Annotated in this window: 25 protein-coding genes; 9 read left to right on the forward strand and 16 right to left on the reverse strand. The window is 64.6% G+C overall.

All coding sequences use genetic code 11. The annotated features are described in order from the left end of the window. Nucleotides 1–14: 14 nt before the first annotated feature. A complete protein-coding gene (putP, locus tag ATJ78_RS02310; protein ID WP_098406126.1) occupies nucleotides 15–1577 on the reverse strand; it encodes a sodium/proline symporter PutP in 1563 nt (520 codons plus the stop codon). 577 nt (nucleotides 1578–2154) lie between these two features. Between putP and ATJ78_RS02315 the strand changes: the two genes are divergently transcribed. Next, complete coding sequence (locus ATJ78_RS02315; RefSeq protein ID WP_245836368.1) at nucleotides 2155–3801, forward strand: sodium:solute symporter family protein; 1647 nt, start codon at nucleotides 2155–2157, stop codon at nucleotides 3799–3801. A 9-nt stretch (nucleotides 3802–3810) separates the two neighbouring features. Next, nucleotides 3811–3942 (forward strand): putative transporter small subunit, encoded by a 132-nt coding sequence (locus ATJ78_RS15995; RefSeq protein ID WP_211288413.1) that lies wholly within the window; start codon nucleotides 3811–3813, stop codon nucleotides 3940–3942. A 10-nt stretch (nucleotides 3943–3952) separates the two neighbouring features. On the opposite strand, the gene ATJ78_RS02320 is transcribed toward ATJ78_RS15995, so the two are convergent. From ATJ78_RS02320 to ATJ78_RS02330, 3 genes are all read right to left on the reverse strand, one after another. After that, on the reverse strand, nucleotides 3953–6073 hold the full coding sequence (locus ATJ78_RS02320; RefSeq protein ID WP_098406128.1) for an ABC transporter ATP-binding protein: 2121 nt from the start codon (nucleotides 6071–6073) through the stop codon (nucleotides 3953–3955). After that, the gene (locus ATJ78_RS02325) at nucleotides 6073–7806 is read right to left on the reverse strand and encodes an ABC transporter ATP-binding protein (protein ID WP_098406129.1); all 1734 of its coding nucleotides are present in this window, start codon (nucleotides 7804–7806) and stop codon (nucleotides 6073–6075) included. The genes ATJ78_RS02320 and ATJ78_RS02325 overlap by 1 nt, the downstream gene beginning before the upstream one ends. Nucleotides 7807–7931: 125 nt before the next feature. Next, entirely contained in the window at nucleotides 7932–8381 is a 450-nt protein-coding gene (locus ATJ78_RS02330) for an NUDIX hydrolase (protein WP_211288414.1), read from the reverse strand. Nucleotides 8382–8509: 128 nt separating this feature from the next. Between ATJ78_RS02330 and ATJ78_RS02335 the strand changes: the two genes are divergently transcribed. From ATJ78_RS02335 to ATJ78_RS02350, 4 genes are all read left to right on the forward strand, one after another. Further along, the gene (locus ATJ78_RS02335) at nucleotides 8510–9046 is read left to right on the forward strand and encodes a VOC family protein (RefSeq protein ID WP_098406130.1); all 537 of its coding nucleotides are present in this window, start codon (nucleotides 8510–8512) and stop codon (nucleotides 9044–9046) included. An 11-nt stretch (nucleotides 9047–9057) separates the two neighbouring features. Further along, nucleotides 9058–9873: a MerR family transcriptional regulator gene (locus tag ATJ78_RS02340; RefSeq protein WP_098406131.1), complete on the forward strand. Its 816-nt coding sequence runs from the start codon at nucleotides 9058–9060 to the stop codon at nucleotides 9871–9873. Nucleotides 9874–9964: 91 nt separating this feature from the next. After that, nucleotides 9965–10951: an ABC transporter ATP-binding protein gene (locus tag ATJ78_RS02345; protein ID WP_245836172.1), complete on the forward strand. Its 987-nt coding sequence runs from the start codon at nucleotides 9965–9967 to the stop codon at nucleotides 10949–10951. Continuing rightward, a complete protein-coding gene (locus tag ATJ78_RS02350; RefSeq protein ID WP_098406133.1) occupies nucleotides 10948–12048 on the forward strand; it encodes an ABC transporter permease in 1101 nt (366 codons plus the stop codon). Before ATJ78_RS02345 ends, ATJ78_RS02350 begins: the two co-directional genes overlap by 4 nt. Before the next feature lie 70 nt (nucleotides 12049–12118). On the opposite strand, the gene ATJ78_RS02355 is transcribed toward ATJ78_RS02350, so the two are convergent. The 4 genes from ATJ78_RS02355 to ilvD form a co-directional block, all read right to left on the reverse strand. Further along, entirely contained in the window at nucleotides 12119–12667 is a 549-nt protein-coding gene (locus tag ATJ78_RS02355; protein WP_169923364.1) for an iron transporter, read from the reverse strand. A gap of 17 nt (nucleotides 12668–12684) precedes the next feature. Next, nucleotides 12685–13086 (reverse strand): hypothetical protein, encoded by a 402-nt coding sequence (locus ATJ78_RS02360; RefSeq protein ID WP_098406135.1) that lies wholly within the window; start codon nucleotides 13084–13086, stop codon nucleotides 12685–12687. Between the two features lie 121 nt (nucleotides 13087–13207). Beyond that, a complete protein-coding gene (locus ATJ78_RS02365; protein WP_098406136.1) occupies nucleotides 13208–13642 on the reverse strand; it encodes a hypothetical protein in 435 nt (144 codons plus the stop codon). Nucleotides 13643–13701: 59 nt separating this feature from the next. Beyond that, entirely contained in the window at nucleotides 13702–15621 is a 1920-nt protein-coding gene (ilvD, locus tag ATJ78_RS02370; protein ID WP_098406137.1) for a dihydroxy-acid dehydratase, read from the reverse strand. 76 nt (nucleotides 15622–15697) lie between these two features. Between ilvD and ATJ78_RS02375 the strand changes: the two genes are divergently transcribed. Then, a complete protein-coding gene (locus ATJ78_RS02375; RefSeq protein ID WP_098406138.1) occupies nucleotides 15698–16561 on the forward strand; it encodes a helix-turn-helix transcriptional regulator in 864 nt (287 codons plus the stop codon). A gap of 54 nt (nucleotides 16562–16615) precedes the next feature. Here ATJ78_RS02375 and ATJ78_RS02380 read toward each other — a convergent pair whose 3' ends face one another. After that, nucleotides 16616–17536, reverse strand: coding sequence for an AraC family transcriptional regulator (locus tag ATJ78_RS02380; RefSeq protein ID WP_098406139.1), 921 nt, complete (start codon nucleotides 17534–17536; stop codon nucleotides 16616–16618). Between the two features lie 74 nt (nucleotides 17537–17610). Between ATJ78_RS02380 and ATJ78_RS02385 the strand changes: the two genes are divergently transcribed. Next, nucleotides 17611–18381, forward strand: a complete 771-nt coding sequence (locus ATJ78_RS02385; protein WP_098406140.1) for an SDR family NAD(P)-dependent oxidoreductase — start codon at nucleotides 17611–17613, stop codon at nucleotides 18379–18381. Between the two features lie 16 nt (nucleotides 18382–18397). On the opposite strand, the gene ATJ78_RS02390 is transcribed toward ATJ78_RS02385, so the two are convergent. Continuing rightward, entirely contained in the window at nucleotides 18398–18967 is a 570-nt protein-coding gene (locus ATJ78_RS02390; RefSeq protein ID WP_098406141.1) for a TetR family transcriptional regulator, read from the reverse strand. A gap of 113 nt (nucleotides 18968–19080) precedes the next feature. On the opposite strand from ATJ78_RS02390, the gene ATJ78_RS02395 reads away from it, so the two are divergent. Then, nucleotides 19081–20010 carry an NADP-dependent oxidoreductase gene (locus tag ATJ78_RS02395; RefSeq protein WP_098406142.1) on the forward strand — a complete coding sequence of 310 codons (930 nt, stop codon included), beginning with the start codon at nucleotides 19081–19083 and terminating at the stop codon, nucleotides 20008–20010. Nucleotides 20011–20133: 123 nt separating this feature from the next. On the opposite strand, the gene ATJ78_RS02400 is transcribed toward ATJ78_RS02395, so the two are convergent. From ATJ78_RS02400 to ectA, 6 genes are all read right to left on the reverse strand, one after another. Continuing rightward, nucleotides 20134–21621: a glyceraldehyde-3-phosphate dehydrogenase gene (locus ATJ78_RS02400; protein ID WP_098406143.1), complete on the reverse strand. Its 1488-nt coding sequence runs from the start codon at nucleotides 21619–21621 to the stop codon at nucleotides 20134–20136. Nucleotides 21622–21747: 126 nt separating this feature from the next. Further along, complete coding sequence (locus ATJ78_RS16210) at nucleotides 21748–22047, reverse strand: GyrI-like domain-containing protein (protein WP_143741362.1); 300 nt, start codon at nucleotides 22045–22047, stop codon at nucleotides 21748–21750. 172 nt (nucleotides 22048–22219) lie between these two features. Next, complete coding sequence (thpD, locus tag ATJ78_RS02410) at nucleotides 22220–23119, reverse strand: ectoine hydroxylase (RefSeq protein ID WP_098406144.1); 900 nt, start codon at nucleotides 23117–23119, stop codon at nucleotides 22220–22222. A gap of 101 nt (nucleotides 23120–23220) precedes the next feature. Then, nucleotides 23221–23622, reverse strand: coding sequence for an ectoine synthase (locus ATJ78_RS02415; protein WP_098406145.1), 402 nt, complete (start codon nucleotides 23620–23622; stop codon nucleotides 23221–23223). Then, nucleotides 23619–24935: a diaminobutyrate--2-oxoglutarate transaminase gene (gene ectB / locus ATJ78_RS02420; RefSeq protein WP_098406146.1), complete on the reverse strand. Its 1317-nt coding sequence runs from the start codon at nucleotides 24933–24935 to the stop codon at nucleotides 23619–23621. The genes ATJ78_RS02415 and ectB overlap by 4 nt, the downstream gene beginning before the upstream one ends. 121 nt (nucleotides 24936–25056) lie before the next feature. Then, a complete protein-coding gene (ectA, locus tag ATJ78_RS02425; protein WP_098406147.1) occupies nucleotides 25057–25650 on the reverse strand; it encodes a diaminobutyrate acetyltransferase in 594 nt (197 codons plus the stop codon). Between the last annotated feature and the right edge of the window lie 77 nt (nucleotides 25651–25727).

Below are 25727 nucleotides of genomic sequence, written 5' to 3' on the forward strand. Positions count from 1 at the left end.
CATGCTGATTCGCGTCAGCTCTCGGTTGGCGCCGTTTCTGCTGGCGCCTTGTAGTTGGGCATCGAGATCTCAGCGGTACGGCTGAACTCCTGCGTGACCGCCTCGTTCTCTCGGTACGTGAACAGGCTCACGACCACCGCGACCACAAGGTTCGCGATGAAGCCCGGAATGATCTCGTACGTCTGCGCCACGAACGATTCGGCTCCGAAGATGTCGGCACCGAACTGACCCCACACGTACGCGACGACGGCACCCGCGATGAGGCCGCACAGCGCGCCCCAGTTGCTGAGCTTCTTCCAGAACAGCGCGAGCAGAATGATCGGCCCGAAGGCGGAGCCGAACCCTGCCCACGCAAATCCGACGAGGTCGAGGATGCTCTGGGACGGGTTGAGAGCGAGAAGGACCGCGATGATCGCAACGACGAGAACACCGAGGCGACCGAGGGTCACGTACGTCTTCTCGGAGATGCGGTCGACACCACCGGTCTTCTCGGCGATCATCTTGTACAGGTCCTCGACGAGCGCGGACGACGTCACGACCAGTTGCGACGAGATCGTCGACATGATCGCAGCAAGGACGGCAGCGAGCACCAGACCCGCGATGAACGGGTGGAATAGAATCTGCGCGAGGTCGAGGAAGACCGTCTCGCCCGATTCCGCATCCGTCGGTGAACCGCCGGTGTTGGTGAAGTACGAGATTCCGATGAGCGCAGTGGCGATCGAGCCGAGAACCGTGAGGATCATCCAGCCGATGCCGATGCGCCGGCCAGCCTTCGCGTCTTGCGGAGTCTTCAGTGCCATGAAGCGCACGATAATGTGCGGCTGACCGAAGTACCCGAGTCCCCACGCCGCGGCAGAGATGATACCGAGTGCCGTGCCGCCCGAGACGAGGCTGAGCAGGTTTGGGTCGACCTCGTTGATCGTGTTGACGACCGTGGCCGGTCCGCCCGCGTTGATCACGGCGACGATCGGCACCGCGATGAGCGCGGCCAGCATGAGAATACCCTGGGCGACGTCGGTGAGGGTTGCACCAAGGAAGCCGCCGAAGAGCGTGTAGATCATGGTGATCACGGCGACGAGCAGCATGCCCCAGACGTAGTTGACGCCGAAGCTGGACTCGAAGAACTTGCCCGCTGCGACCATGCCGCTCGACACGTAGAACGTGAAGAAGACGAGAATGATGATGCCGCACACGATGCGCAGTGCGCGCGATCTGTCACGCAGACGGTGCTCAAGGAAGCTCGGGATCGTGATGGAGTTTCCCGCGACCTCTGTGTAGGCGCGCAAGCGCGGGGCCACGAACTTCCAGTTGAGCCAGGCGCCGATCGTCAGTCCGATCGCGATCCAGGCTTCAACGAGTCCCGAAATGTAGATGGCGCCGGGAAGGCCCATGAGCAGCCATCCCGACATATCGGAGGCGCCGGCGCTGAGCGCCGCGACTCCCGGTTTCAATCCGCGACCGGCGAGCATGTACTCGTCGAGGTTGTTCTTCGTTTTTCTATACGCGAACCAACCGATGGTCAGCATCCCCGCGAAATAGAGAACGATGGCGATTGTCTGGAACACTTGATCCGACATGTTGCTCCTCGGGTTTTGCACCTCACGCCAATGTGAGGATGTTTCCACTATGCCAGAGGATCCCCAGGTTTCGGGCCCTCGAACGAGTGTCATCCACGCAAAAGTCGACGCAAGTCTCGTGGTGTGTGGGACGCGCGGCGAGGGACGAGAACTGACGATGCCGGGGGTGCATGGCTTCATAACGCCTGCCGCGCAACACACAACACTATCGGAATTCTGTAAATCCATGGAAGTCACTGCTGATTAGGAACCGATTTTCAGGTTTGCTATGGTTGCTGTGCGCCAGTGTTCGCAACGCACTGCTCCCACCACCCGGGTGTCGCGAGCTCGTCTGCTGAACCGCGCAGCGAGACCTGAGTCGTATTCGCCAGGTCACGCCTGTTTGCGATGCCGGATCGCGAACACCGTCAGAGACGGATGAACGATGCTGCCTGCGAACAGGCACGCTCAGAATTCAGCGCGGGCCGGCGCCGCCGAGGAAGGGACGACATCGCACGTGGACGCATCTGATCTGACTCAACTGGGAGGACCGCTCACGATCGGTCTTCTCATTCTGTTCTTCGGCGGCACTCTCGTGATGTCGGTCACGATCAGCCGCAAGAAGGAGAACGCTGACGGGTACATGACGGCCGGAAACAAGATCGGCTTCGGCATCTCCGCAGCATCCATGACCGCCACGTGGATCTGGGCGTCGTCCATGTATGCGTCCGCCACGTCGGGGTACACCTACGGCATCTCGGGCCCGATCCACTACGGGCTCTGGGGCGCGCTCATGATCCTTTTGATCTACCCCTTCGGCCGGCGTATTCGCGCCGTCGCTCCCCGTGCACACACCATGGCCGAAGTCATGCACGCGCGTCATGGCCGCTCGAGCCAGCTCATGCTCGCCGGCTCCAACGTGCTCGGCAGCTTGATCAGCCTCACGTCGAACTTCATCGCGGGTGGCGCGCTCATCGACATGCTCTCGCCGTTCACGTTCGGCCAGGGCATCCTGATCATCGCCGCAGGTGTACTGCTGTACACGCTCTGGTCGGGTTTCCGTGCCTCGGTGCTCACGGACTTCGCGCAGGTTCTCGCGATGCTCGGTGCTGTCGTGATCATCATTCCGGCGGTGTTCTTCCTCGCCGGCGGTCCGACCATGTTCGTCGAGGGCGCTCAGAACCTCACACCGCAGCAGGGCAACTTCTTCTCGTCTGACGCCTTCCTCAACCAGGGCGCCCCCTACATTGCCGCCGTTCTCGCGTACGCCATCGGCAACCAGACCATCGCGCAGCGCCTCTTCGCCGTGCGCGAAGACCTCATCAAGAAGACCTTCGTGACGGCAACCGTCGGGTACGGCGCCACCATCATCGGAATCGGGATGCTGGGCGTCATGGCCCTGTATCTGGGCATCGAGCCTCTCGACGGCGACCCGAACAACCTCGTCCCGCAGATCGCCGCGAGCTTCCTCGGGCCGGTCATGCTGTGCCTGTTCTTCATCATGATCATCGGCTCGCTCGCATCGACGGCCGACTCCGACCTCGCAGCGCTGTCATCGATCATGATGGCCGACGTGTACGGTCAGAACATCGCGGGCAAGGACAAGGCGAACCCTAAGACGATGCTTCTCGTCGGCCGCGTGACCATGATCATCGCCACCGGTGCCGCGCTCTTCTTCGCGAGCGGTCAGATGAACATTCTCGACCTGCTCGTCTTCGTGGGAGCACTCTGGGGTGCGCTCGTGTTCCCCGTCATCGCAAGCTTCTACTGGAAGAAGGTCACGAACCTCGCCTTCACGGTGTCGGTGCTCGCCGCCCTCGCGGTGTTCATTCCGGTGCGCTTCTCGTGGATCTCGATGGATGGCTTCACGGGCATCTTCTTCGATGTTCTCTCGGTGATCGGCATCGGCATCGTGCTCGGACTCATGGCCTTCGGGTTCTTCGGAAAGCGCGTGGCTTTGATCGTGGCGATCGTCGCGATCGCAGCATCCGCCCCTTTCGCCATCGGGTTCCTGCACGATTACGCCGTGCTGTCGGGCTCGCTCGTGGCGTACGCCGTCAGCACGATCGTTTGCACGGCGATGTCGTTCCGCAGTTCGATGAACTTCGATTTCGACCTCATCAAGAAGCGCACGGGCGACTTCGACACCAACGACCCGAGCGACAGTGTGATCGAGACGGTCGCACCCACCACAGACCCCGTCGACGATTCAGACGGCCAGTCCGCCGACACGGCGCGGCGCTAAGGAGAAACCATGAACATCATTCTGCTCACCCTTTATGTTCTGATCTGGCCGCTCATCGTCGCCGGAACCCTCTACTTCATTGCCAGCGCGTTCTTTCGCGAGTGGAAGGAAGCACGCCGTGAGGGCCGCCGCCTGATCTAGCTGCGTCCCCTCACTCGGTTGAGGTCCCGGCCGTCGGCACAGCGCCCGTCACGGCCGGGACCTCTTGCGTGAGCGGTGCCTCCGCAGCGACCTCGAGCAGCTCCTCCGTCTCGAACTGCTCCTCGCGGTCTTCGCCCCGGAACTGCGTCATGTAGAGGTCGTAGTACGCACCGCGCCGCTCGAGCAGTTCGTCGTGGGTTCCCTGCTCGACTATTGCGCCGTGCTCCATCACGAGGATGGTGTGCGCGTCGCGAATGGTCGACAGCCTGTGCGCGATGACGAACGAGGTGCGGTCGGTGCGCAGCGCCGCCATGGCCTTCTGCACCAGCAGTTCGGTTCGCGTGTCGACCGAGCTCGTCGCCTCGTCGAGAATGAGCAGCGACGGGTTCGCGAGGAACGCACGGGCGATCGTGATGAGCTGCCGTTCACCGGCCGAGACACTGCCGCCCTCGGCATCCACCACGGTGTCGTATCCGTCGGGAAGCTGGCGAACGAAGCGATCAACCATCGTCGCCGTCGCGGCATCCACGACCTCATCGTCTGTCGCATCAAGGCGGCCATAGCGGATGTTGTCACGGATGGTGCCCTCGAACAGCCAGGTATCCTGAAGCACCATGCCGACTTGCGCGCGCAGCTGCGCCCGCGAGAGTGCACGCGTGTCGATGCCGTCGAGCAGAATGCGACCGCCCGTGATCTCGTAGAAACGCATCACGAGGTTGACGAGCGTTGTCTTTCCGGCACCGGTCGGGCCGACGATCGCGACGGTCTCGCCCGGCTGCACGTCGAACGAGACGTCGTCGATGAGCGACGAGTCGGGGTTGTAGCTGAACGTGACATTCTCGAACGTGACGTGTCCGTCGGTCTTCGCGGGCAACTCGGCGCGCACGTCGTCGGGCTCCTGCTCGTCGGCGTCGAGCAGCTCGAACGTGCGCTCGGCCGAAGCGACTCCCGACTGCACCATGTTGGCGACGCCGGCCATCTCGCTGATCGGCTGCGAGAACTCGCGCGAGTACTGGATGAACGCCGTGGCGTCGCCGAGCGTCATCTGCCCCGAGGCGACCCGCAGTCCACCCGCGACGGCGATGAGCACGTACGAGAGATACGAGACGAATTGCATGGCCGGCATGATCATGCCGGACACGAACTGGGCGCCAAAGGATGCTGTGAAGAGCTTCTCGTTGCGGTCGTCGAACTCGCGCAGCATCTCGTCATCACGGCCGAACGCGCGCACAAGCTCGAGGCCCGAGTACGTCTCTTCGATGTGACCGTTGAGATTGCCCGTGTTCTTCCACTGTGCCGTGAAGAGCTTCTGCGAGCGCACGCCGATCACTCCGGCGATGATGCCCGAGAGCGGCAGCGCAATGAGCGCGAGAAGCGCAAGCTGCCACGAGACGATGAACATCATGGCCGCGATGCCGATGATCGTGAGCGCCGACTGCACGAGCTGCGAGAACGCCTGTTGCAGAGACGCCTGCACGTTGTCGACGTCGTTCGTGACGCGCGACATCAGGTCTCCGCGCTGACGCGTGTCGAAGTAGCTGAGCGGCAGGCGGTTGAGCTTGACCTCGATATCTTCACGCAGCCGGTAGACAACACGCATGACGAGGGCGTTCAGAATGAAGCCCTGTGCCCACATGAGAATCGAGGCGACGATGTACATGCCGAGCACGATGAAGATGAGGCGGCTCAGTTCGACGAAGTCGATGCCCTGCCCGGGCACGACGTCGGCCGTCGCGAGCATCTGAGCGTAGTCGCCCTGCCCCGCAGCTTCGGCCTGCGCGATGATCGTCTCGAGGGGAACGCCCTCGGGCAGCTGAGCGCCGATGATGCCGTTGAAGATCACGTCCATCGCCGCGCCGAGCACCTTGGGCGCGATCACCGTGAGCACGACAGACCCCACCACGAGCAGCACGACGAGGATCATGCCGGCGCGCTCAGGCTTGAGCAGGCCGATCAGGCGCTTCGTCGACGGCCAGAAGTGCTGGGCCTTCTTGGCGGGAGCGTCGCCGAACATGTCACTGTCGCCCTGAACTGGCGTGTACTCCAGCAGCTCGTCGTCAGTCTTCGCGGCTTCAGCCTCGGCGATTCCGGATGCTGTGGAAGCGGCGTTCTTCTTCTCTCGGCGCGCCATCAGCGCACTCCTTCCACGCTGAGCTGCGATTCGACGATCTCTTGATACGTCTCGTTCGATTCCAGAAGCTCATCGTGCGTTCCTCGCCCGACGATGACCCCCGTGTCGAGAACGATGATCTCGTCGGCCTCGCGAATGGTCGACACGCGTTGCGCAACGACGATCACGGCAGCATCTGTGATCGACTCGGCGAGCGCTTCGCGCAGTCGGGCGTCAGTGGAGACGTCGAGGGCCGAGAACGAATCGTCGAACAGAAACACCTTCGGCTGGGCGACAAGGGCGCGGGCGATGCAGAGGCGCTGACGCTGTCCGCCTGAGACGTTCGTGCCGCCCTGAGAGACGGGGTCGTCGAGGCCCTTGGGCTTCGCGGCGACGAAGTCGTCGGCCTGCGCAATGCGCAGCGCCTCCCACAGTTCGTCGTCCGTCGCGTCCGGTCTTCCGAATCGCAGGTTCGAGGCGATGGTACCCGCGAACAGGTAGGGCTTCTGCGGCACAAGGCCGATCACACTCGCGCGCTGGGCACGCGTCAGCTCGGCGACCGACGAACCGTCGATTGTGATGCTTCCCGACTGCACGTCGTACAGATTGGGAATGAGATTGACGAGCGTCGTCTTGCCCGCTCCCGTGGAGCCGACGATCGCGGTCGTCTTTCCGGGTTCTGCCGTGAAGCTGACGTCGTCGAGAACGGGGCGCTCGGCACCGGGGTAGCCGAACGTGACGTGGTCGAAGACGACGCGCCCGGTCTCGGGCGTTGGCAGCTTCTGCTCGGTCGGCGGCAGATGATCGTTCTCGCGCAGCACGTCGTCGATGCGCTCGGCACATACAACGGCGCGCGGGATCATCATGACCATGAACACGCCCATCATGACGGCGACGAGAATCTGCAGAAGGTACTGCAGAAACGCGGTGAGCGATCCGACTTCCATGGCGCCGTCGTCGACGCGGTGCCCGCCGAACCACAGCACGGCGGCTGTTGCGAGGTGCAGCACCATCATGATGACGGGGAACATCAGCACGAAGATGTTGCCGACGCGCACGGACACTCGAGTGATCTGCTCGTTCGCGGTGCGGTAGCGGGCCGTCTCGTGCGGCTCGCGCACGAAGGCACGGATGACGCGGATCCCGACGATCTGCTCACGCAGCACGCCGTTGATGGTGTCGATGCGGTCCTGCATTTCGCGGAAGAGCGGGAGCAGGAGCTTCACGAGGATGCCGACGATGACGAAGAGCACCGGAACGGAGACCCACACGAGCCACGAGAGTCCGACGTCTTCGCGCAGCGCCATGATGATGCCACCGATGCACATGATGGGCGTGGACACCATGAAGTTGAGCGTCATAAGCACGAGCATCTGCACCTGCTGCACGTCGTTGGTGTTGCGCGTGATCAGAGTTGCGGTGCCGAAGCGGCCCACCTCGAGTGCTGACAGCTTGTCGACCTTGCGGTAGACGGCGCGCCTCAGGTCACGCCCGACGGCCATGCCGACGCGGGCGCCACAGTAGATCGCCGAGATGGCAGCGATGATCTGCGCGAAGCAGACGGCGAGCATCACCATCCCGGTGTTCCAGATGAACTCGGTATCACCCTTGGCGATGCCCTCGTCGATGATGCGGGCATTGAGGCTGGGCAGGTACAGCGTCGCGATCGTCGATGCGAGTTGAAGCACGACGACGCCGATGATCCACGGCCAATACGGCCGGGCATAGTGAAGTGAAAGGCGGAGGAGGGCCACGAGAGTCTAGTCCTGACGTTGCTTTTTCGCCTGCCGAAAATTGGCGAGCGTATGAGCATAACTCAGAACGAGCTGCTCGATCTATCCGCCTTAAGGGGGATATTCGGCGCCATGCAACCTTCGGCTTATCCCGTCGACCCGGCGAGCAGACCCATTACCTCGTCGGGGTAGATCGGCACCTGCTCAGAGCTGTCGTCGAACGAGCGCCACACGACCGGAACGATCGATCCATCGCTCTCGGTGAGCGTCGCGCCGGTGGCCGCCGGTTCGGGGTCAAAACGCCCGGTGTATACGAAGACAATCTCGTGACCGCACACACCGTCGATCTTGAAGATATTCTCCACCACGCCGAGATACCGCAGGTCGCGGATCGACGCTGAGAGCTCTTCGCTCACCTCTCGTTCGACAGCTGCCCTGTGCGATTCACCGAACTCGACGCTGCCCCCGATGAGCCGATGGAATCCGCTCGGATTCTCTGCCGTCGGCGCATTGAGACTTACCGCGTGCGCGGTGCCCTCAGCATTTGGCGCAATGAGCATGGCCTTCACCCGGATGCGGCTTCGATCGATCGACATCCGATCATGTTATGCCAGACGGGCACACACGACGACAAGGCCGGATCCTTTCGGTGCAGAGCCTTTCGGTCTCGACGTGAGAAGAGTCGCTTGACCCTCACGCGACGTCAGGCTTCACGATTGTCGGCATGACACACACAACCGACGACGCACCGTTCTACAACGCATTCGAGATCAGCCCTGTCCCGCCGCCGGGGCCGGACGCGACGCCGCCTGACCTCTACCGCGGCATCTACGGCATGCCCATGTTCGTGACGATTCCGACGGCTGACCTGGCAGCATCCGTCGATTTCTGGACCCGAGGACTCGGCTTCATCGATCTCTTCATGACGCCGGGCGTCATGTCGCACATGCGGCGGTGGGCCTTTCAAGACGCACTGCTCGTGGCGGGAGAACCCGCGGATGGTGAGCCGGCCATGACCGTAAGCTTCTCGTGCGTGCTCAGCGAGCTCGACGCGATCGCCGACGCCTGCGAGAAGCTCGTTCCCGGCTGTACGACCGGACCCCGCGCCATGCCGTGGCCCACGGTCGACCTCGAGGTGCGAACCCCCGAGAACACGCGCGTGATCATCACCGCCGCGAGAGGCGTCGACCCGCGCAGCGACGAAGCCCAGGCCCTGCGCGAGGCCGGGTACGGGGTTCCCGACGCCGACGAGGAGGCGTAAGACTGGATGCTGTGAGCACACACTCCCGTGACGAGGCCGCCGTGAGCGGCCTCACCGTGGGTGCCGTGGCACACCGCACGGGAGTAACCGTACGCACTCTGCACCACTGGGACGACATCGGCCTCGTGACTCCAAGCGCACGGTCGAGCGCGGGGTACCGGCAGTACGGCCCTCGAGATCTCGCGCGCGTGCACCGCGTGCTGATCTACCGCGAGCTCGGGCTGCCCCTCGAGAGCATTCGCGAGGTCCTCAACTCTGACGCGACACTGTCGGCGGCCACGCTTCGCGCCCAGCGCGACCAGCTGGAGCAGCGCATCGCCGACCTGCAGAGCATGCAACGTGCGCTCGATCGCATGATCGGTGCCGTTGACGAGGGAATCCTGCTCTCGGCCGATGAGCAGCTGCGTATCTTCGGCGAGACGTGGGATCCTGCGTGGACGAAGCAGGCCCGCGATACCTGGGGCGACACCGAGCAGTGGGCGCAGTACGCCGAGCGCGCGGCGAATCGTGACACGCGCGATTGGGAGGAGATCGCCGAGCAGACGCGCCGGCTCGACACCATGCTCGCCGACGCGATGCGCCGCGGCGTACGGGCAGGCATGAGCGAAGCAAACGAGCTCGCCGAGGCGCACAGGCGGTCGATGAGCCGGTACTTCGACTGCAGCGTCTCGATGCACGTGTGCATTGGGCGGCGGTGCGCCAGTGACCCGGACTTTCGCGCCCACTTCGACACCATTGCGCCCGGCCTCGCCGTGTGGCTGCGCGACGTCATTGACGCGAACGCCCGCGAGCACGGCGTCGATCCCGACAGCGCCACCTGGGAGTAGTGACTCCTGCGAGCATCGAGGTTGCTGCAAGCGCGCGGCGATGTCGCACGAGCACGATACGCTGACGGAAAGCTCACGAGAGAGGACCGCCGTGGCAGAACCTAGCGACGCTTCGCCCCAGGAGGGAATCGTCGTCGACGGTGTCGCTCGGTCATTCGGCCGCGTTCACGCTGTTCGCCAAGCGAGTTTCACCGTGCCTCACGGGAGCATCACGGGGCTCGTCGGGCCCAACGGAGCAGGCAAGACGACACTTCTGCTCATGCTCGCCACCTTGCTGCGGCCGGATTCCGGCAGCATCCATGTCGCCGGAGCCGACCCCGTCGCTGACCCTGTTGCGGTGCGTTCGCGCATCGGGTGGATGCCAGACAGTCTCGGCACCTGGTCGTCGCTGAGTCCCCGCACGGCGCTCAAAACGATCGGCCGCATGTACGGCCTCAGCGCGCAGGCGTCCCGCGAGCGCGCGGCAGAGTTGCTCGACACCGTGGGACTCGCTCCCCTCGCCGATCAGCCGGCGCGCGTTCTCTCGCGCGGGCAGAAGCAGCGCCTCAGCCTCGCTCGCGCCATCGTTCACTCGCCGCGCGTGCTGCTCCTCGACGAACCCGCATCAGGACTCGATCCCGTTGCCCGCGCCGAGCTTCGCACGCTGCTGCGCCGCATCGCCGACGACGGTGCGGCCATCCTGGTCTCGAGTCACGAGCTCGCCGAGCTCGAAGAGATCTCGGATGCCGCCGTCTACATGTCCGCTGGCGTGACGGCCTCGAGCGAGGCAGTCTCGCGCGCGGCCACAACGGCTCGGCAGTGGCGCATTCGAACGCTCGAGGCAGCGCCGCTCGTGCAGACGCTGCAGCAGATCGGCGTCACCCCAGAAAACATCGCCTCCGACAACCGAGGAACCCTCGTGAGCGTCACCGGGGAAGCCGATGCCGCACAGCTGCTCAACGCCCTCGTCGCCGCGGGAGCGCCCGTCACGTCGTTTGCGCCCGCTGTGGGCGAGTTCGAGCACACGTTCCGCGATCTCACCCAGAGCAGCGCGGTCCACCAGCATCCGCACCCCGACGACTCCGGAGGAGCACAGTGACGTTCTTCCGCGGCCTCGGCCTCATCATCGGTCTCGAACTGCGCCAACGCGTTCGCGGTGTCGCGTGGTACGTGCTCATCGGCATCTTCGTCGTACTCGTCGCCATCGTTACGGCACTGCTGTGGCTGACGACACGCACCTGGAACACCGGCCCCGAGATCGGGGCAGCGGAGACCGGAGCAGGCGGCTGGCTGTTCTCACTCATTCTCTACTTCGTGCTGCTGCTCGGCACCCTCGCAACCCCAGCGTTCAGCGGAAACGCCGTCAATGGCGAGAGGGATGCCGGCACGCTCGCGACCACCCAGGTGACACTCGTCTCGACCACGCAGATCGTGCTGGGCAAGTTCGTCGCAGCGTGGGTCGCCTCGCTCGCCTTTCTCGTGGCGAGCCTGCCGTTCATCGCCATCGCGCTCGTGCTCGGCAACCTCGACGTCGCGACGATCGCCGTGTCGTTCGTTGTGCTCGCCGCAGAACTCGGGGTTCTCGCCGCTCTCGGCGTCGCACTGTCGGCCATCATCACGCGACCGCTGTTCTCCATCGTGGTGAGCTATCTCGTCGTCGCCGCGCTCAGCATCGGCACGCTCATCGCGTTTGGCCTGCTCGGTACGGTGACCACCTCGACGGTCACCGAGACGTACATCGGCATGGAAGCCGACGAGTTCGACGAGCAGACGGGCGAGCCGATTGACCCGGTGTGCCTCGACCCCGAGACGCGCACGTACCAGCAGCCGCGCTACGACCTGTACTGGGGATTTCTCGCTGCAAATCCATATGTCGTGATCGCGGATGCTGCGCCCGGCGGTTTCGATTCGCACGGCAACCCGACAAATATGTTCAGCACGCTCTCGAGCGGCGTGCGGTCGCTGCAAACTCCGCCGGAGTTCGAGCCCGTCCTCGATTACTGCAATGACGGAAACCCGGGAATGTCGTACCTCGCCGATCGGCCGACGCCCGAAGAGGTGCACGACAACGCGGTGCCAAGCTGGTTCGTCGGCCTCGGCATCCATGTGCTTCTGGCCGCCGGCGCCCTGTGGTGGGCCATCGCGCGAACCCGCACGCCCGCCAAGCGCCTCGCGACGGGCAGCCGCATCGCCTGAGCGACCGTGTCTGGAGCCAGGGTGAGCAGCTATCGGGCATTCGAGTGCCCGCGTGAGAGGTTGCTCGCCCCTACTGCGGAGGCTCCACCGGTTCTGCGCCGCGCTTGATCTTCACGCCCGTGAACTCGACGTCAACGGGCTCTGTGAAGCGGCGCCCGTTGATCTCGTCGTGGCGCATGAAGGTCGGCGGATCGATGTGCACCTTGAGCGTGTACTCGCCATCTTCTGGCAGCGTCCAGTTGCGGGCGTAGTGATAGAGCATCGGATGCCACACGAGCATCTGATCGTGCGGGCCGAACGTCTCTCCACTCGGTGACACGAGCGTCGCCGTGACGTTGAGGCACGGCACAAAGCGGCCGTCTGCGGCATCGCACGCGACGATCTCAAGATGCACGTTCTCGTCGTCGGGATTGACCCACGTGAGGGAACCGTCGGCGAAATCGTACATTCCTTCAGCATCCTCAACCGCGTAGCCGACGATGTAATCGCCCGCGGGTTGCGTGCCGCCATCTTTCGCAACCTCCTCGGCCATGTAGCGCAGCGCCTCGCGGTAGGCGTCACCCTCGGCCTTTGCACGGTCAAGCTGCGGCTGCGTCGCCTCGGAACTGTTGGGGTCCATAGGCGGAGTGTGCGCGCTCATGCGTCCTCCCGTTCAGGGTTGTCGAGGCGGAAGAACGTCGATTGGTTGCCGTTCGACTTCTTCTCTTGATAGATGAAGTTGAGACGCCGCGCGTCGAAGGTCTCGAACCATTCGTCCCACGAGACCTCGCGCAGCCCACCGTCGTCGTGCGAGAAATCGATCTGCAGCACGCCCATGCGTTCTCCATGCTCGGTCGCCTCGACGGTCGCGGGGGTTCCTCCGCGCTCCTTCGCCCATGCCGTGATCACGTCGTGACTTGTCGTCACGAGCGTTGCGCCGTCGTGGTCGGGCTTCTCGTCTGGCGACGAGATGACCTGCGCGTTCTCAATCGATTCTGACATTCCGGGCCCCGTGCGGATCTCGCCGTCGTCGCCTGCGTTTTGCGTCTCATCAGTCATTGCGATCCTCCATCCATCGTGTGGAACTGCACGATCGTCACGGTACGCAGCTTCGGCTCTGCCCGTCTATTCCCTTTCGGACCCCGAGAACTCGTGCCATAATGGCCCGCTTGGCCGCCGGTCAGCTGTGCCGGCGGCGCTGCCTGCGCTCAGATGCCGAGAGCCCGACCGACGCCAGCACGGCAATGAGCAGCGCGCAGACGCCGACGACGACAACGTTCTGCTGCAGCGTGCCGAGCACGCCGAAAGCGACAGCGGGCACCGAGACGCCGCAGATCACCGCGGCGACTGTTGCCGAGGTCACACGGCGTCGGGCGCTCGGAGAACGCCGCTGAGCAATCACGACGCTCGCCGCGCCGAGCGAGGCCGCAAACCCGATCAGCGCTCCCGCCGCCGCAGCGATGAGCGCGTACACGACAGCGAGATCGAGCGAGATGCCACCGGCGAACCACGCAACCTCGATCAGGGTGCCGACGAAGATGTATCCGGCAGCGGCGACGGCGCCGCCCACGACAGCGCCGATCACAAGGACGATGATGCTGCCGAACTTCCACACAGATCTAAGTATGCGCTCGGCCGACGACAGAGCGCCTGAACGCGTTGCCGAGACTTTCGTCAGCTCTGAAGCGCGGCAGCCTCGGCACCCAGTGCGTCCTGAGCCTCGACAATGCGCAGCGCGCGCTCGACCTTGTCGACGTCGCGCACCGCGCCCTTGTCGGCCGACAGCGCCATGGCAGCGTAGGCGCGAAGCGCGGGAGACACGATGCGCTCACGATCACGCGGCGCGAAGCCACCGCTCGCGAGCAGCGCACGGCGACGCTCCTCGAGCACGTCGTCTGGCACGTCGAGCGACATGGACCGGCTCGGAATGTCGATCGTGACGGTGTCGCCGTCCTCGACGAGGGCGATGAGACCACCGGATGCTGCCTCGGGCGAGATGTGCCCGATCGACAGTCCCGAGGTTCCGCCCGAGAAACGTCCGTCGGTGATCAGCGCGCACTTCTTGCCGAGCCCGCGACCCTTGAGGAACGACGTCGGATACAGCATCTCCTGCATGCCCGGGCCGCCCTTGGGGCCTTCGTAGCGAATGACGACGACGTCGCCGGCGCCAACTTCCTTCGCGAGGATCTTCTGCACGGCCTCGTCTTGCGATTCACACACGACGGCCGGGCCCGAGAACGTCCAGATCGACTCGTCGACGCCCGCGGTCTTCACGACGGCGCCGTCTACAGCGAGGTTGCCGCGCAGCACGGCGAGCCCGCCGTCGACCGAATATGCGTGCTCCATGTCGCGGATGCATCCCTCCGCAGCATCCGTGTCGAGATCGGCCCAACGCTCCGACTGGCTGAACGCCGTCGACGACCGCTTGCCGCCCGGCGCGGCGAACCACAGGTCCATTGCTTCGGCGGATGCTGCGCCGCCACGCACATCCCAGGCGTCGAGCCACTCGGCCAACGACGGCGCGTGCACGCTGTGCACGTTCTCGTTGAGCAGGCCGCCGCGGCGCAGCTCGCCCAGGATCGCGGGGATGCCGCCGGCGCGGTGCACGTCTTCCATGTAATAGGTGCGGCCGTTCGCGACGTTGGGGGCGACCTTCGCGAGGCACGGCACCCGGCGCGACACCGCGTCGATCTCGTCGAGTCCGAAGTCGACGCCCGCCTCGTGGGCCGCCGCGAGCAGGTGCAGAATCGTGTTCGTCGATCCGCCCATCGCGATGTCGAGCGCCATGGCATTTTCAAACGCCGCGGGGCTCGCGATCGCGCGCGGCAGCACCGACTCGTCGTCGCCGTCGTAGTACCGGGTCGCGATGTCGACGACGGTCTTTCCGGCGTTCTCGTACAGCGCCTTGCGCGCGGTGTGCGTCGCGAGCACGGAGCCATTGCCGGGCAGCGACAGGCCCATCGCCTCGGTGAGGCAGTTCATCGAGTTCGCCGTGAACATGCCCGAGCACGAGCCGCACGTCGGGCATGCGCTCTCTTCGATGCGCAGCATGTCGGCGTCGGAGATGTTCTCGTTGACAGCATCCGAAATCGCGTCGACGAGGTCGAGCGAGCGCACCGAGCCGTCGACGAGCGTTGCGTGGCCCGACTCCATGGGGCCGCCCGAGACGAAGACCGTCGGAATGTTGAGGCGCAGTGCGGCCATCAGCATCCCGGGCGTGATCTTGTCGCAGTTCGAGATGCAGACGAGGGCGTCGGCACAGTGCGCGTTGACCATGTACTCGACCGAGTCGGCGATGAGGTCGCGACTGGGCAGCGAGTAGAGCATGCCCGAGTGCCCCATGGCGATTCCGTCGTCGACGGCGATCGAGTTGAACTCGCGCGCGATGCCGCCCGCCTTGTTGATCGCCTCTGACACGATGCGGCCGACCGGCTGCAGGTGCGTGTGACCGGGAACAAACTCGGTGAAGCTGTTCGCGACGGCGATGATCGGCTTGCCGAAGTCGCTTCCCTTGACGCCGGCGGCGCGCAGCAGTGCGCGGGCTCCGGCCATGTTTCGTCCGTTGGTGACAGTTCGTGAGCGCAGGTGTGGCATGAGACCACAATGGCCGCCGGATGCTACGCGCGGAAGTTGCCCGTTGTACTAGTAGTGTCACTACTAGTATTGAAGCGTGGTTGAGGATGCTGCCAGCGCGACGCGCTCTGCAGAAGACGCGCAACGCCGCCGTGAGCTCGGCGGATTTCTGCGCGCCCGCCGCACGCAGCTGTCGCGCAGCGAGGTGGGGCTTCCCCCGCGCACCCGCGGCGGCGACGTGGGACTGCGCCGCGAAGAGGTTTCGTATCTCTCGGGCGTGAGCGTCACGTGGTACACGTGGCTTGAGCAGGGCCGCGACATCAACCCGTCACGGCAGGTGGTGGATGCTGTCGCGCGAACGCTGCGGCTCGAAACCTCCGCACACGAGTACGTTCTCGCCCTGCTGGGTTATTCCACCCCGCTCCCCCAGCACGCCGCGCCCGTTCCGCAAGCACCGGCGCATCTGCAGCGGCTGCTCGACTCGTGGGACGACCCGGCCTTCGCACTCGCTCCCGACTGGGGAATGCTCGCGTGGAACGACGCATACGAACGGCTGTACCCCGGCATCGCGACGGTTGACGACGAGCATCGCAACCTGCTGTGGCTTGTGTTCACCGACCCCTATGTGCGCGAGCTGCTTCCGGACTGGCAGGCGACGAGCCGCCGCTTTCTCAGCGAGTTCCGCGCCGAGACCGGGCCGCGGCTCGGTGACCCCGCGCACGGCGTGCTCGTCGAGAGGCTGAGTGCGGCGAGCGCGGAGTTTCGCGCGGGCTGGGAGAGCCGCGACGTGCAGCGCTTCGCCTCGCGGGAACGGCTGTTCCAGCATCCTGATGTGGGCCTTCTGCACCTCGAGCACCACCAGCTCGCGCTCTCGGACCACCCAGAGATTCACGTCGTCGTCTATACGGCGATGCCGGAAACGGATGCTGCCGAGCGCCTCGCCCGCCTGCGGGCACCCTGACTCGAGCAACGCGAGTCGCACCCACCCGGCTGCGTGCATTCGTCCGGCGTCGGCTCACGTCCCGGCCGCACGGGCACGATAGCTGTTCGGCGATTCCCCGACGTGACGTTTGAACGCCGTGCTGAACGCGCTCTCTGAGGAGTACCCGAGCTTGAGCGCAAGCGGACGGATGCGCGAACCCGGCAACTGCAGCTCACGCTGTGCGAGCAGCATCCGCCATCGCAATGAATAGGCGAGCGGCGGCACACCCGCGACGTCGCGAAAGCGAACGGCAAATGCGGTGCGCGACATCGCCGCCGCGCGAGCAAGGTCATCGAGGCTCCAGTTTGTCTCGGGATGCTCGTGCATGAGGTCGAGCGCGGGGCGCATCCGCTCGTCGTCCAGCAGCCGCAGCCACCCAGGCGGCACGTCCGGCTCGCGCGCGAATGCGCGCAGCACGTCGAGAATCAGCAGCTGACTGTACTGGCGCACGGCAAACGCGGCGCCTGTTCGATCGGCAACGATCTCCGCGAGGAGCTGGTCGACGTGCGCGCGCACTCGCTTCGCGGGCTCTGCCGCGGCCTGCACGTGAGCGACGGGAGGCAGGGCGTTCAGCACGAGCTCTCGCCCGGCACCATTCAACTCGATGCGTCCCCCGATGAAGACATCGGCGCTCTCATGGTCGTCACCTTCGTACCGCGTGATGGTGCCGTTCGAGGGCTGCTCGATCGTTGTGAGCGGGCCATCGCCTGCACTGCCGCGGAGCGACAGCCATGATCGTCCGTTGAGAATCGCCACGTCGCCCCGCGAAAGGCGGATCGGCTCGTCGATGCCGTCGGTCGTCAGCCACGCCTCGCCGCGCGCCATGGCGCAGAACTTGAGCTGCTCGACAACGGGCGCCTCTGCGTGCCAGCGCCCGCTCACGGCAGCCCCGCCCGAGACAACGCCGCGAACAGCGATCAGATCGAGCACCTCAGAGAGACGATCGCCGGCCATGTTTGAACTCTAAAGCATATTTTCTGTGCTTTACGTTATTCCTCGTTTCGTTGCTACGGAGCACACTGGCATTCATGACTCAGATCAACACACCCACCACCACCTCCCCGGTCGCTCTCATCAGCGGTGCCAACCGAGGCATCGGGTTGCAGGTCGCCAAGGACCTCGCGGCTCACGGCTTCGCCGTCGTTGTCGGATCTCGCAATCTTCAGCGGGGTCAAGAGGCCGCTGCCGAGATCGGCGCGAACGCCAGCGCTGTTCAGCTCGACGTCGCCGACGGCGACTCTATCGCCGCCGCAGCCGACCATATTCGCACCCGCTTCGGCCGACTGGACGTGCTCGTGAACAACGCGGGCGTCTCATTTCTCGGCGACCAGAACACGCCGCTGCCCGTCCGCGCAAGCTCGGGACTGCTGTCCGTCGTACCTCTCGACATCGTGCGCCAGATCTACGAGATCAACGTGTTCGGCGTCATCGCATTGACGCAGGCACTTCTTCCGCTGCTCCGGTCGACAGCGGGCTCGCGCGTCGTCATCGTCGGCAGCGGAGGCGGGTCCCTCGCCGCAAATGCAGACACGGACAATCCACATCGCCAGATGTTCGGCGTCTACTCGGCATCGAAGACGGCGCTTCACGCCGTCTCGCTCGCCTTCGCCACGGCACTCGCGCCCGACGGCATCCCCGTTAACACCGTCGACCCCGGCATGACGTCAACGGCGCTCAACGATTTTCAGGGCACGAAGTCCGTCGAGCAGGGCGCCGCACACATCGTCGAGGTGGCTCTGCGTGGCACCGACGGCCCCACCGGAACATTCACGAGCGATGAGGGCCCTGTCCCCTGGTGAGTGACCGACCCGTGGGTCAGCTTGCCGAGCTTGCCGCGTAAACGTCGTCGAGGGCGCGGCGCACAACAACCCCGAAGCCCTCGTCGCCCTCCGCAGCCGACCACCGTTCATACGCAATATCCATGGCGAGCGCGCCGAATTCGGCGGCGACCCGCGCGGCCAGCTCGGGAACGCCGCGTCGCGTGAGGCCCGCAGACATCGCCGCCGTCAGCGAGAGACCTTTGAGTGCCTCGCGCTCTTGAAGCTCGGGGTTGGCCGCGATAACCGCGCGACGGCGCCCCGAGAACTCCCGCGTCTCGGGCGTGAACGTCTGGCTTCCGACAGCGTCGAGTGCGGCGGCAATGACCTCCCGCGCCGATAGGTCGGCCGGGAGATCCTCGATCGTCTGCTCAAGCAGCGTGGCGACGGCGCCGCCCCCGAAGAGCACCTCGCGCTTGTCGGGAAAGTACCGAAAGAACGTGCTCTTGGTCAGCCCCGCGCGCTCGGCGATCTCGATCACGGTTGTGCTCTCGTAGCCGTTCTCGGCGAACAGCTCGACGGCAGCGACAATGAGCCGCTCGCGCGCATCGGGTTTCCAACGAGGCATGGCCACGAGTTTATCGGACCGAGTCGCATCAAACACGGACGTGATGGCACTTAGTCCCATCACGGGTGTACAGTGATAAGACTTAGTCCCATCACTGGCATTCGGAGGTCAGTATGAATCGCGCTGTCATCTACGAGAAGTTCGGAGGGCCGGAGGTCCTTGACGTGAAGGAGACGCCCGAGCCGCACGCCGCGCCTGGAGAGGTTCGCGTACGTGTGACCGCGGCGGGTCTCAACCCCATGGACTGGATCATCGCTTCGCTTCCCGAAGCGGCGGAACAGTGGGGAGTCACGCTCCCCGCCGGGTTCGGCTGCGACTTCGCCGGAGTCATCGACGAAGTCGGACCCGGCGCGGGCGACTTCGTCGTGGGCGACCGCGTCTTCGGCGGCGTCATGGCGCGAGCCGTCGCTGATCACGTCATCGTCAACATTGGTCCTTCTGCTCTCTGGCCGCTGGCGCGAATCCCTGAAGGCATGAGTGATGAGACGGCGGCAGCGCTGCCGACACCGGGGCTCACCGCCGCCGCCGTTGTCGACACGATCGGTCTCGGTCCAGACGACACGGTGCTGCTCGGCGGCGCCGCGGGCGGCGTCGGGGTTCTCACCGTTCAGCTGGCGAAGCTCGCGGGCGCACGGGTGATTGGAACAGCATCCGAGGGCACCTTCGACTTTCTGCGCACGCTCGGAGCCGAACCAGTCACCTACGGACCGGGGCTCGCCGACCGCGTTCGAGAACTCGCGCCGAATGGAGTGACGGCCGCGGCCGATCTCTTCGGATCCGAGACCGTTGAGGCTGCCCTTGAGCTCGGTGTGGCGAAGCAACGCATCACGTGGATCGCCGCGGGCGAGTCCGTCCCCGACGGCATCCGGTGGTCGACCGGTTCAGACGCGGCCCCCGGTTCACTCGAGAAGGTGGCACGCGCGATCGTCGCGGGCGAGATCACCGTGCCGATCGCCGCACGCTTCGGCATGGACGACATCCGCGACGCCGTCGCGCTGCAGGCCGAGCGGCACGTACACGGCAAGATCGTCGTCATTCCGTAATGTCAGGCGCAGTGCGGCTTGCGACGCCCCAGCCAGCCGCGCGCTGCAGGCATGCCTGCATTGCGAAACCACCGGGAAGCACTGCACTACACGTTGCGCGAAGAGATCGACTGCACTCCGCTATCAGGCGCCAGCGCCGAGCGCGCGCATTGAGGCGAGCGTCACCTCTTCGCGCGGCGGGATCACCGCCGGATGCGTTCCCGCTATCTCCTCAATGACGCGCAGCACTTGGCAGCTGTACCCGAACTCATTGTCGTACCAGACGTACACGACGACATTCTCATCGTCGGCGATCGTCGCGAGGCCGTCGACGATCCCGGCCCGATGCGAGCCGACGAAGTCCGTCGACACGATATCGGGCGACTCGACATAGTCGACCTGCTGCCGCAGCTTCGAGTGCAGCGACACAGCCCTCAAGTATGCATTCAGCTCGTCGCGCTGGGCATGATTCTCAAGGGTCAGGTTCAGAATCGCCAGCGAGACGTCTGGGGTCGGCACTCGAATCGCGCTGCCCGTCAGTTTTCCCTCGAGCGCCGGCAGCGCCTTCGCTACAGCTTTCGCCGCGCCGGTCTCAGTGATCACCATGTTGAGCGCGGCCGACCGCCCCCGCCGCTCGCCCTTGTGAAAGTTGTCGATGAGGTTCTGATCGTTCGTGTACGAGTGCACGGTCTCGACGTGCCCGCGCACCACGCCATACGCCTCGTCAATGGCGGCAAGCACCGGCGTGATCGCGTTGGTCGTGCACGATGCGGCAGAAAGGATGCTGTCGCCCTCCCCGATCTCATGGTGATTGATGCCGTACACGATGTTCTTGAGGTCGCCCTTGCCCGGCGCCGTGAGCAGAACGCGAGAGACTCCACGGGCGCGAAGATGCTGTTCGAGCCCCGCACGGTCGCGCCACCGCCCCGTATTGTCCACGACGATCGCGTCGTCGATGCCGTACTCCGTGTAGTCGACGGTCGCCGGATCATTGGAGTAGATCACCTGAATGAGCGTGCCATTGGCCAGAATCGTGTTGTTCTCGGTGTCGATGGTGAGCGTACCGGCGAAAGGGCCGTGCACGGAGTCACGACGCAGCAGGCTCGCGCGCTTCACAAGGTCTCCGTCGCTCCCTTTGCGCACGACGATCGCGCGAAGCCGCAGCCCCGCGCCGCTTCCGGCATGCGCGATCAGAAGCCGAGCCACAAGCCGTCCGATGCGCCCGAAGCCGTAGAGCACGACGTCGCGCGGCTCAGCGGTCTCGCTGTTCCCCGCAAGGTTGCCGGCAAGCTCCTCGCGCAAAAATTCACGCAGGCTCCGTCCCTCACCGCGGTCGCGGTGTGCCTGATGCAGGCGTGCGATGTCGAGCGACGCCGGCCCGGGCTTCAGCGCGGTGAGCGCCTCGAGAACAGCCGTCGAAGCATCCATCGACATGGTCTGCGCACCCGCCTGCCGAGCGAATTTGTGCGCCTTGATGAGATCGATCGTCGACAGCCCGATGAGCCGACGGCCGTGAATCGACGTCACGACGCCGTGGGTGCGATAGAGACCGCCGACCAGGGGAATGAGTCGTTCTGCCTGCTCCTCGCGGGCGATCCAGTTCGTGCGGTGGGCTTCTGCCGAGCTGTTCACTGCGCTCCTTCTGCCGAGCTGCCTCGTGAGCAGGCGGCAATTCGTGTTTTCGGGCACGCCGAATCGGCGTGAAGAAGGGGCGTACCGGCATTCTACCGAGCGCGCGAGCGCCGATGCTGAGAAGAGTCAGCCCCGTTCGACCGGCTGCCGAATGATCGTGCGCAGCTTCTCGGGCGCCGTCTTCCGCACGTCAGAGAGATAGATCTCGTGGTGTCTGCCCGTGAGCACGCAGTCGCTGCCGGGAATGAACGCGTCGTGCATTTCGGCGATCACCGGACCTTCGGCATCGTACGCGATCCACTCGGGCTGCGCGATCATCATGGTCCAGTCCCAGTCCCCCTTGCGCCTCTCGGCGAACGCCGTCATGTCGCGCGACCTCGGGGCATAGAGGGCGCGATGATGCTTCTTGATGTCGTAGTTGTCCATGGCTCACTCACCGTCGACGCCGAATCGGACGTGTGCCGCGAGCATATGCGACGCCTCCGACAGCATGACCAGTCCCGTGAGTTCAGGCGCTCGGGGATCCGTCCCGACACGCCGATGGCGGCGCGCCCGAGTCGGCGCGCCGCCATCGATTACCGAATGCGTGAACGCGAGATCAGCCCGCGGGCGTGAAGTCGCGCGCTCCGGCGAACTCCGGGCGGGGACTGCTCGTCGAGAACGGCTCGACAGCGGTGTTCTCCACACTGTTGAACACGATGAACACGTTGGAGCGCGGGTACGGCGTCACGTTGCCGTTCGACGCGTGCATGCAGTTGCAGTCGAACATGATCGCGCCGCCGGACTTTCCCTCGAGCACGTCGATGCCGTACTCATCGGCGAACGCCGTGAGGGTCTCTTTCTCCGGTGTTCCCGCTCCCTGCATGATGAGGGACTTCTTGTAGTTGTCTTCAGGCGTCTCGCCCGCGCACGACACGTACTTCTTGTGCGAGCCGGGCATGATCATGAGCGGCCCGTTGTACGAGTAGTTGTCGGTCAGCGAGATCGAGATGCTCACCGTGCGCATGTTCGGCAGGCCGTCTTCGGCATGCCACGTCTCGAAGTCCGAGTGCCACATGAACTCCTTGCCCTCGAACCCGGGCTTGAAGTTCACGCGCGACTGGTGAATGTAGACGTCAGAGCCGAGCAGCTGCTTCGCTCGGCCCACAACGCGCGGATCGTTGGCGATCTTGGCGAACACGTCGCTGACCTTGTGGATCTCGAAGATCGAACGCACTTCATCGCTCGCGGCCTCGACAATGGTGCGCTCGTCACGTCGCACGCCCTCGTCCGCTGAGAGCCGCTGCAGTTCAGCCGTCAGCGCGGCGACCTCGTCTGCGCTGATCAGCTCGTCGATTGCGAGATACCCGTTGCGGTCGTAGCCGCTGAGTGTCGCAGCATCCATGGGGCCGTCGTCGGCCGTGCCATAGAGCGTCGGGTCCTCGCGGTCGAGCACGCGTTCCGCACCTCCGGTACGGGTGGGGTAAACGTCGGTCTGGACTGTCTGAGTTGCAGTCACTCACTCCTCCTTGATCGGTGTTGTTCGTTCTTGCATTTGTGTCACCCAAACGACAACAGCCGGGTCAGCTTTCGCTGACTCGGCTGCTGTGAATGGGAGCTTCAGGCGCCCGCTGGCTCTTCGGTGATGAGCGGGTACACGCCGTTCTCGTCGTGCACCTCACGGCCCGTCACGGGCGGGTTGAATACGCACACGCACTTGATCTCGGTGCGCGGACGCACGATGTGCTTGTCGTGGTCGTTGAGCAGGTACACCGTTCCGGGCTTCAGTTCGTGGGTCTCGCCCGTCGCCTTGTCGGTGACGGTGCCCTCGCCCTGCGTGATGAACACGGCCTCGATGTGGTTGGCGTACCAGAACTCACTCTCGGTTCCGGCGTAGAGGGTGGTCTCGTGAACAGAGAAGCCCACGCCCTCCTTCGCAAGGATGATGCGCTTGCTGCGCCAGTTCTCGCTCTTGATATCGGCGTCGGTACCCTCGACGTCTTCAACGCTGCGGACGATCATGCGAAGCTCTCCTCGGTCTTGGAAATGGTGGATGCTGAGTTCGCCAGCTCTCCCGAGGCGACCGTGGCAACGGCGCTCTCGAGAATGTCGAGTCCGGCGTTAAGTACATCTTCGGGAATGGTCAGGGCCGCGAGCAACTTCACGACCTCGCCGCTCGGGCCAGCGGTCTCGACGAGAAGACCGTTCTTGAACGCCTCCTCGCACACGGCATCGGCGAGCTCGCCCGACGCCATTTCGATTCCGCGCGCAAGACCGCGACCCTTCGCCGTGACGGTGATGCCCGGCGTCACGTCCACGATCGACTGGAAGCGCTTCGCGACGATCTCGCCCTTGTCCTTGATGGACTTCGTGAACGAGTCATCTGACCAGTACTCGCGGATCGTGGCCGTCGCCGTGGCGAAGCCGGCGCTGATACCACGGAAGGTGCCGTTGTGCTCTCCGGGCTCCCACACGTCGAGCTCTGGCTTGAGCAGCGTGAGGGCCATGGGGATGCCGTAGCCGGAGATCGACTTCGACAGGCACACCATGTCGGGCTCGATGCCGGCCTCTTCGAAGCTGAAGAAGGTACCGGTGCGGCCGCATCCCATCTGAACATCGTCGATGATCAGCAGAATGTCGTGCTGCTTGCAGAGCTTCGAGAGGTTCTGCAGCCACTCGTAGCGCGCCGGGTTGATGCCGCCCTCACCCTGCACCGTCTCGACAATCACGGCACCGGGTTTGTTGAGGCCGCTGCCGCTGTCGGTGAGCAGGCGCTCCAGGTAGAAGAAGTCGGGGTAGTCGCCGTCGAAGTAGTCGTCGTACGGCATGGGCGTCGCGTGCACGAGCGGAACACCGGCGCCGCCGCGCTTGAGCGAGTTGCCGGTCACCGAGAGGGCGCCGAGCGTCATGCCGTGGAAGCCGTTCGTGAAGCTGATGACCGACTCGCGCCCGGTGTACTTGCGCGCAAGTTTGAGCGCCGCCTCGGTGGCCTGCGTTCCTCCGGGGCCGGGGAAGGCGAGTTTGTAGTTGAGGCCGCGCGGCTTGAGGATCAGCTCGTTGAACGTGTCGATGAACTCCTGGCGCGACGTCGTGAACATGTCGAGCGAGTGCATCACGCGGTCGTCGCTGATGTAGTCGAGCAGCACCTTCTTGAGCACAGGGTTGTTGTGCCCGTAGTTGAGCGCACCAGCTCCCGCAAAGAAGTCAATGTACTCGCGACCGTTTTCGTCGTACATGTGGCTGCCGACAGCGCGATCGAAGACCGCGGGCCATGAGCGAGAGTAGCTCCGGACCTCGGACTCGAGAGCAATGATGGCGTCGGAAATGGGGGACATCACGATTCCTTCCTTCGTGAGGATGCCGTGAATCTTTTGCAGTAGCAGCGTGCGCAGGCGTCACGGGTGATCCTGCGCCCGTCGGAGGGCAGCGGTGGCCGCCCTCGTCGTCGTGGGTGCGTCAGCCGAGCGATTCGGCGCGCTGACGAGCTTGTTCGACCTCAGCGAGGAGCTCGTCGTCGAAGAAGAAGATGGGGCCGATCTCGTACAACTTCTCGGCGTCGTGGTTGTCGGGGAAGTGCTTGCCGTCGAACAGCGGGTCCACGGTCATGGGCGCCTTCTGCCAGCGACGGGCGAACGACGCGAAGAGGTTCTGGGAGGCCTCATTGTCGTCGGTGATCGTCGTCTCGACGGTGTGCACGTCATCGGATGCTGCGACACCGCTGAACAGCTCATCGAGCAGCCGACCCGCGAGACCGCGGCCTCGATAGCTCTCATCGACGGCGACCTGCCAGACGAAGAGGTGGTGCGGCTTCTCGGGTCGCACGTGGCCCATAACGTAGCCGACGACCTTACCGTCGACGACGGCCACGCGCGTTGTGCGGCTGAAGTCGCGACAGTACACGAGGTAGGCGTAGGAGGGGTTGAGATCGAGCGTGACCGAGTCGCGCGCAATGCGCCACATCTCGGCAGCGTGTTCAATTCCGGGAGCGATGATGCGCTCGGTGGAGTCACTCTCGACTTGGACATTCGTAATGGCTTGAGTCGCAGACATATGGCTTCCGAGGTTACAGAGACGATCACACGCATTCAACCGCATTCGGCGATACCCGGAGAGCCCACAGATAAGCT

Source organism: Paramicrobacterium agarici (assembly GCF_002563955.1).
Classification (GTDB): Bacteria; Actinomycetota; Actinomycetes; order Actinomycetales; family Microbacteriaceae; genus Paramicrobacterium; species Paramicrobacterium agarici.

What these genes read in the sequence shown, in the direction of transcription:
- putP (WP_098406126.1), bottom strand. Translation starts at nt 1,577, where the DNA reads ATGTCGGATCAAGTGTTCCAGACAATCGCCATCGTTCTCTATTTCGCG.
- ATJ78_RS02315 (WP_245836368.1), top strand. Translation starts at nt 2,155, where the DNA reads ATGTCGGTCACGATCAGCCGCAAGAAGGAGAACGCTGACGGGTACATG.
- ATJ78_RS15995 (WP_211288413.1), top strand. Translation starts at nt 3,811, where the DNA reads ATGAACATCATTCTGCTCACCCTTTATGTTCTGATCTGGCCGCTCATC.
- ATJ78_RS02320 (WP_098406128.1), bottom strand. Translation starts at nt 6,073, where the DNA reads ATGGCGCGCCGAGAGAAGAAGAACGCCGCTTCCACAGCATCCGGAATC.
- ATJ78_RS02330 (WP_211288414.1), bottom strand. Translation starts at nt 8,381, where the DNA reads ATGTCGATCGATCGAAGCCGCATCCGGGTGAAGGCCATGCTCATTGCG.
- ATJ78_RS02335 (WP_098406130.1), top strand. Translation starts at nt 8,510, where the DNA reads ATGACACACACAACCGACGACGCACCGTTCTACAACGCATTCGAGATC.
- ATJ78_RS02355 (WP_169923364.1), bottom strand. Translation starts at nt 12,667, where the DNA reads ATGGACCCCAACAGTTCCGAGGCGACGCAGCCGCAGCTTGACCGTGCA.
- ATJ78_RS02360 (WP_098406135.1), bottom strand. Translation starts at nt 13,086, where the DNA reads ATGACTGATGAGACGCAAAACGCAGGCGACGACGGCGAGATCCGCACG.
- ilvD (WP_098406137.1), bottom strand. Translation starts at nt 15,621, where the DNA reads ATGCCACACCTGCGCTCACGAACTGTCACCAACGGACGAAACATGGCC.
- ATJ78_RS02380 (WP_098406139.1), bottom strand. Translation starts at nt 17,536, where the DNA reads ATGGCCGGCGATCGTCTCTCTGAGGTGCTCGATCTGATCGCTGTTCGC.
- ATJ78_RS02385 (WP_098406140.1), top strand. Translation starts at nt 17,611, where the DNA reads ATGACTCAGATCAACACACCCACCACCACCTCCCCGGTCGCTCTCATC.
- ATJ78_RS02390 (WP_098406141.1), bottom strand. Translation starts at nt 18,967, where the DNA reads ATGCCTCGTTGGAAACCCGATGCGCGCGAGCGGCTCATTGTCGCTGCC.
- ATJ78_RS02395 (WP_098406142.1), top strand. Translation starts at nt 19,081, where the DNA reads ATGAATCGCGCTGTCATCTACGAGAAGTTCGGAGGGCCGGAGGTCCTT.
- ATJ78_RS16210 (WP_143741362.1), bottom strand. Translation starts at nt 22,047, where the DNA reads ATGGACAACTACGACATCAAGAAGCATCATCGCGCCCTCTATGCCCCG.
- ATJ78_RS02415 (WP_098406145.1), bottom strand. Translation starts at nt 23,622, where the DNA reads ATGATCGTCCGCAGCGTTGAAGACGTCGAGGGTACCGACGCCGATATC.
- ectB (WP_098406146.1), bottom strand. Translation starts at nt 24,935, where the DNA reads ATGTCCCCCATTTCCGACGCCATCATTGCTCTCGAGTCCGAGGTCCGG.
- ectA (WP_098406147.1), bottom strand. Translation starts at nt 25,650, where the DNA reads ATGTCTGCGACTCAAGCCATTACGAATGTCCAAGTCGAGAGTGACTCC.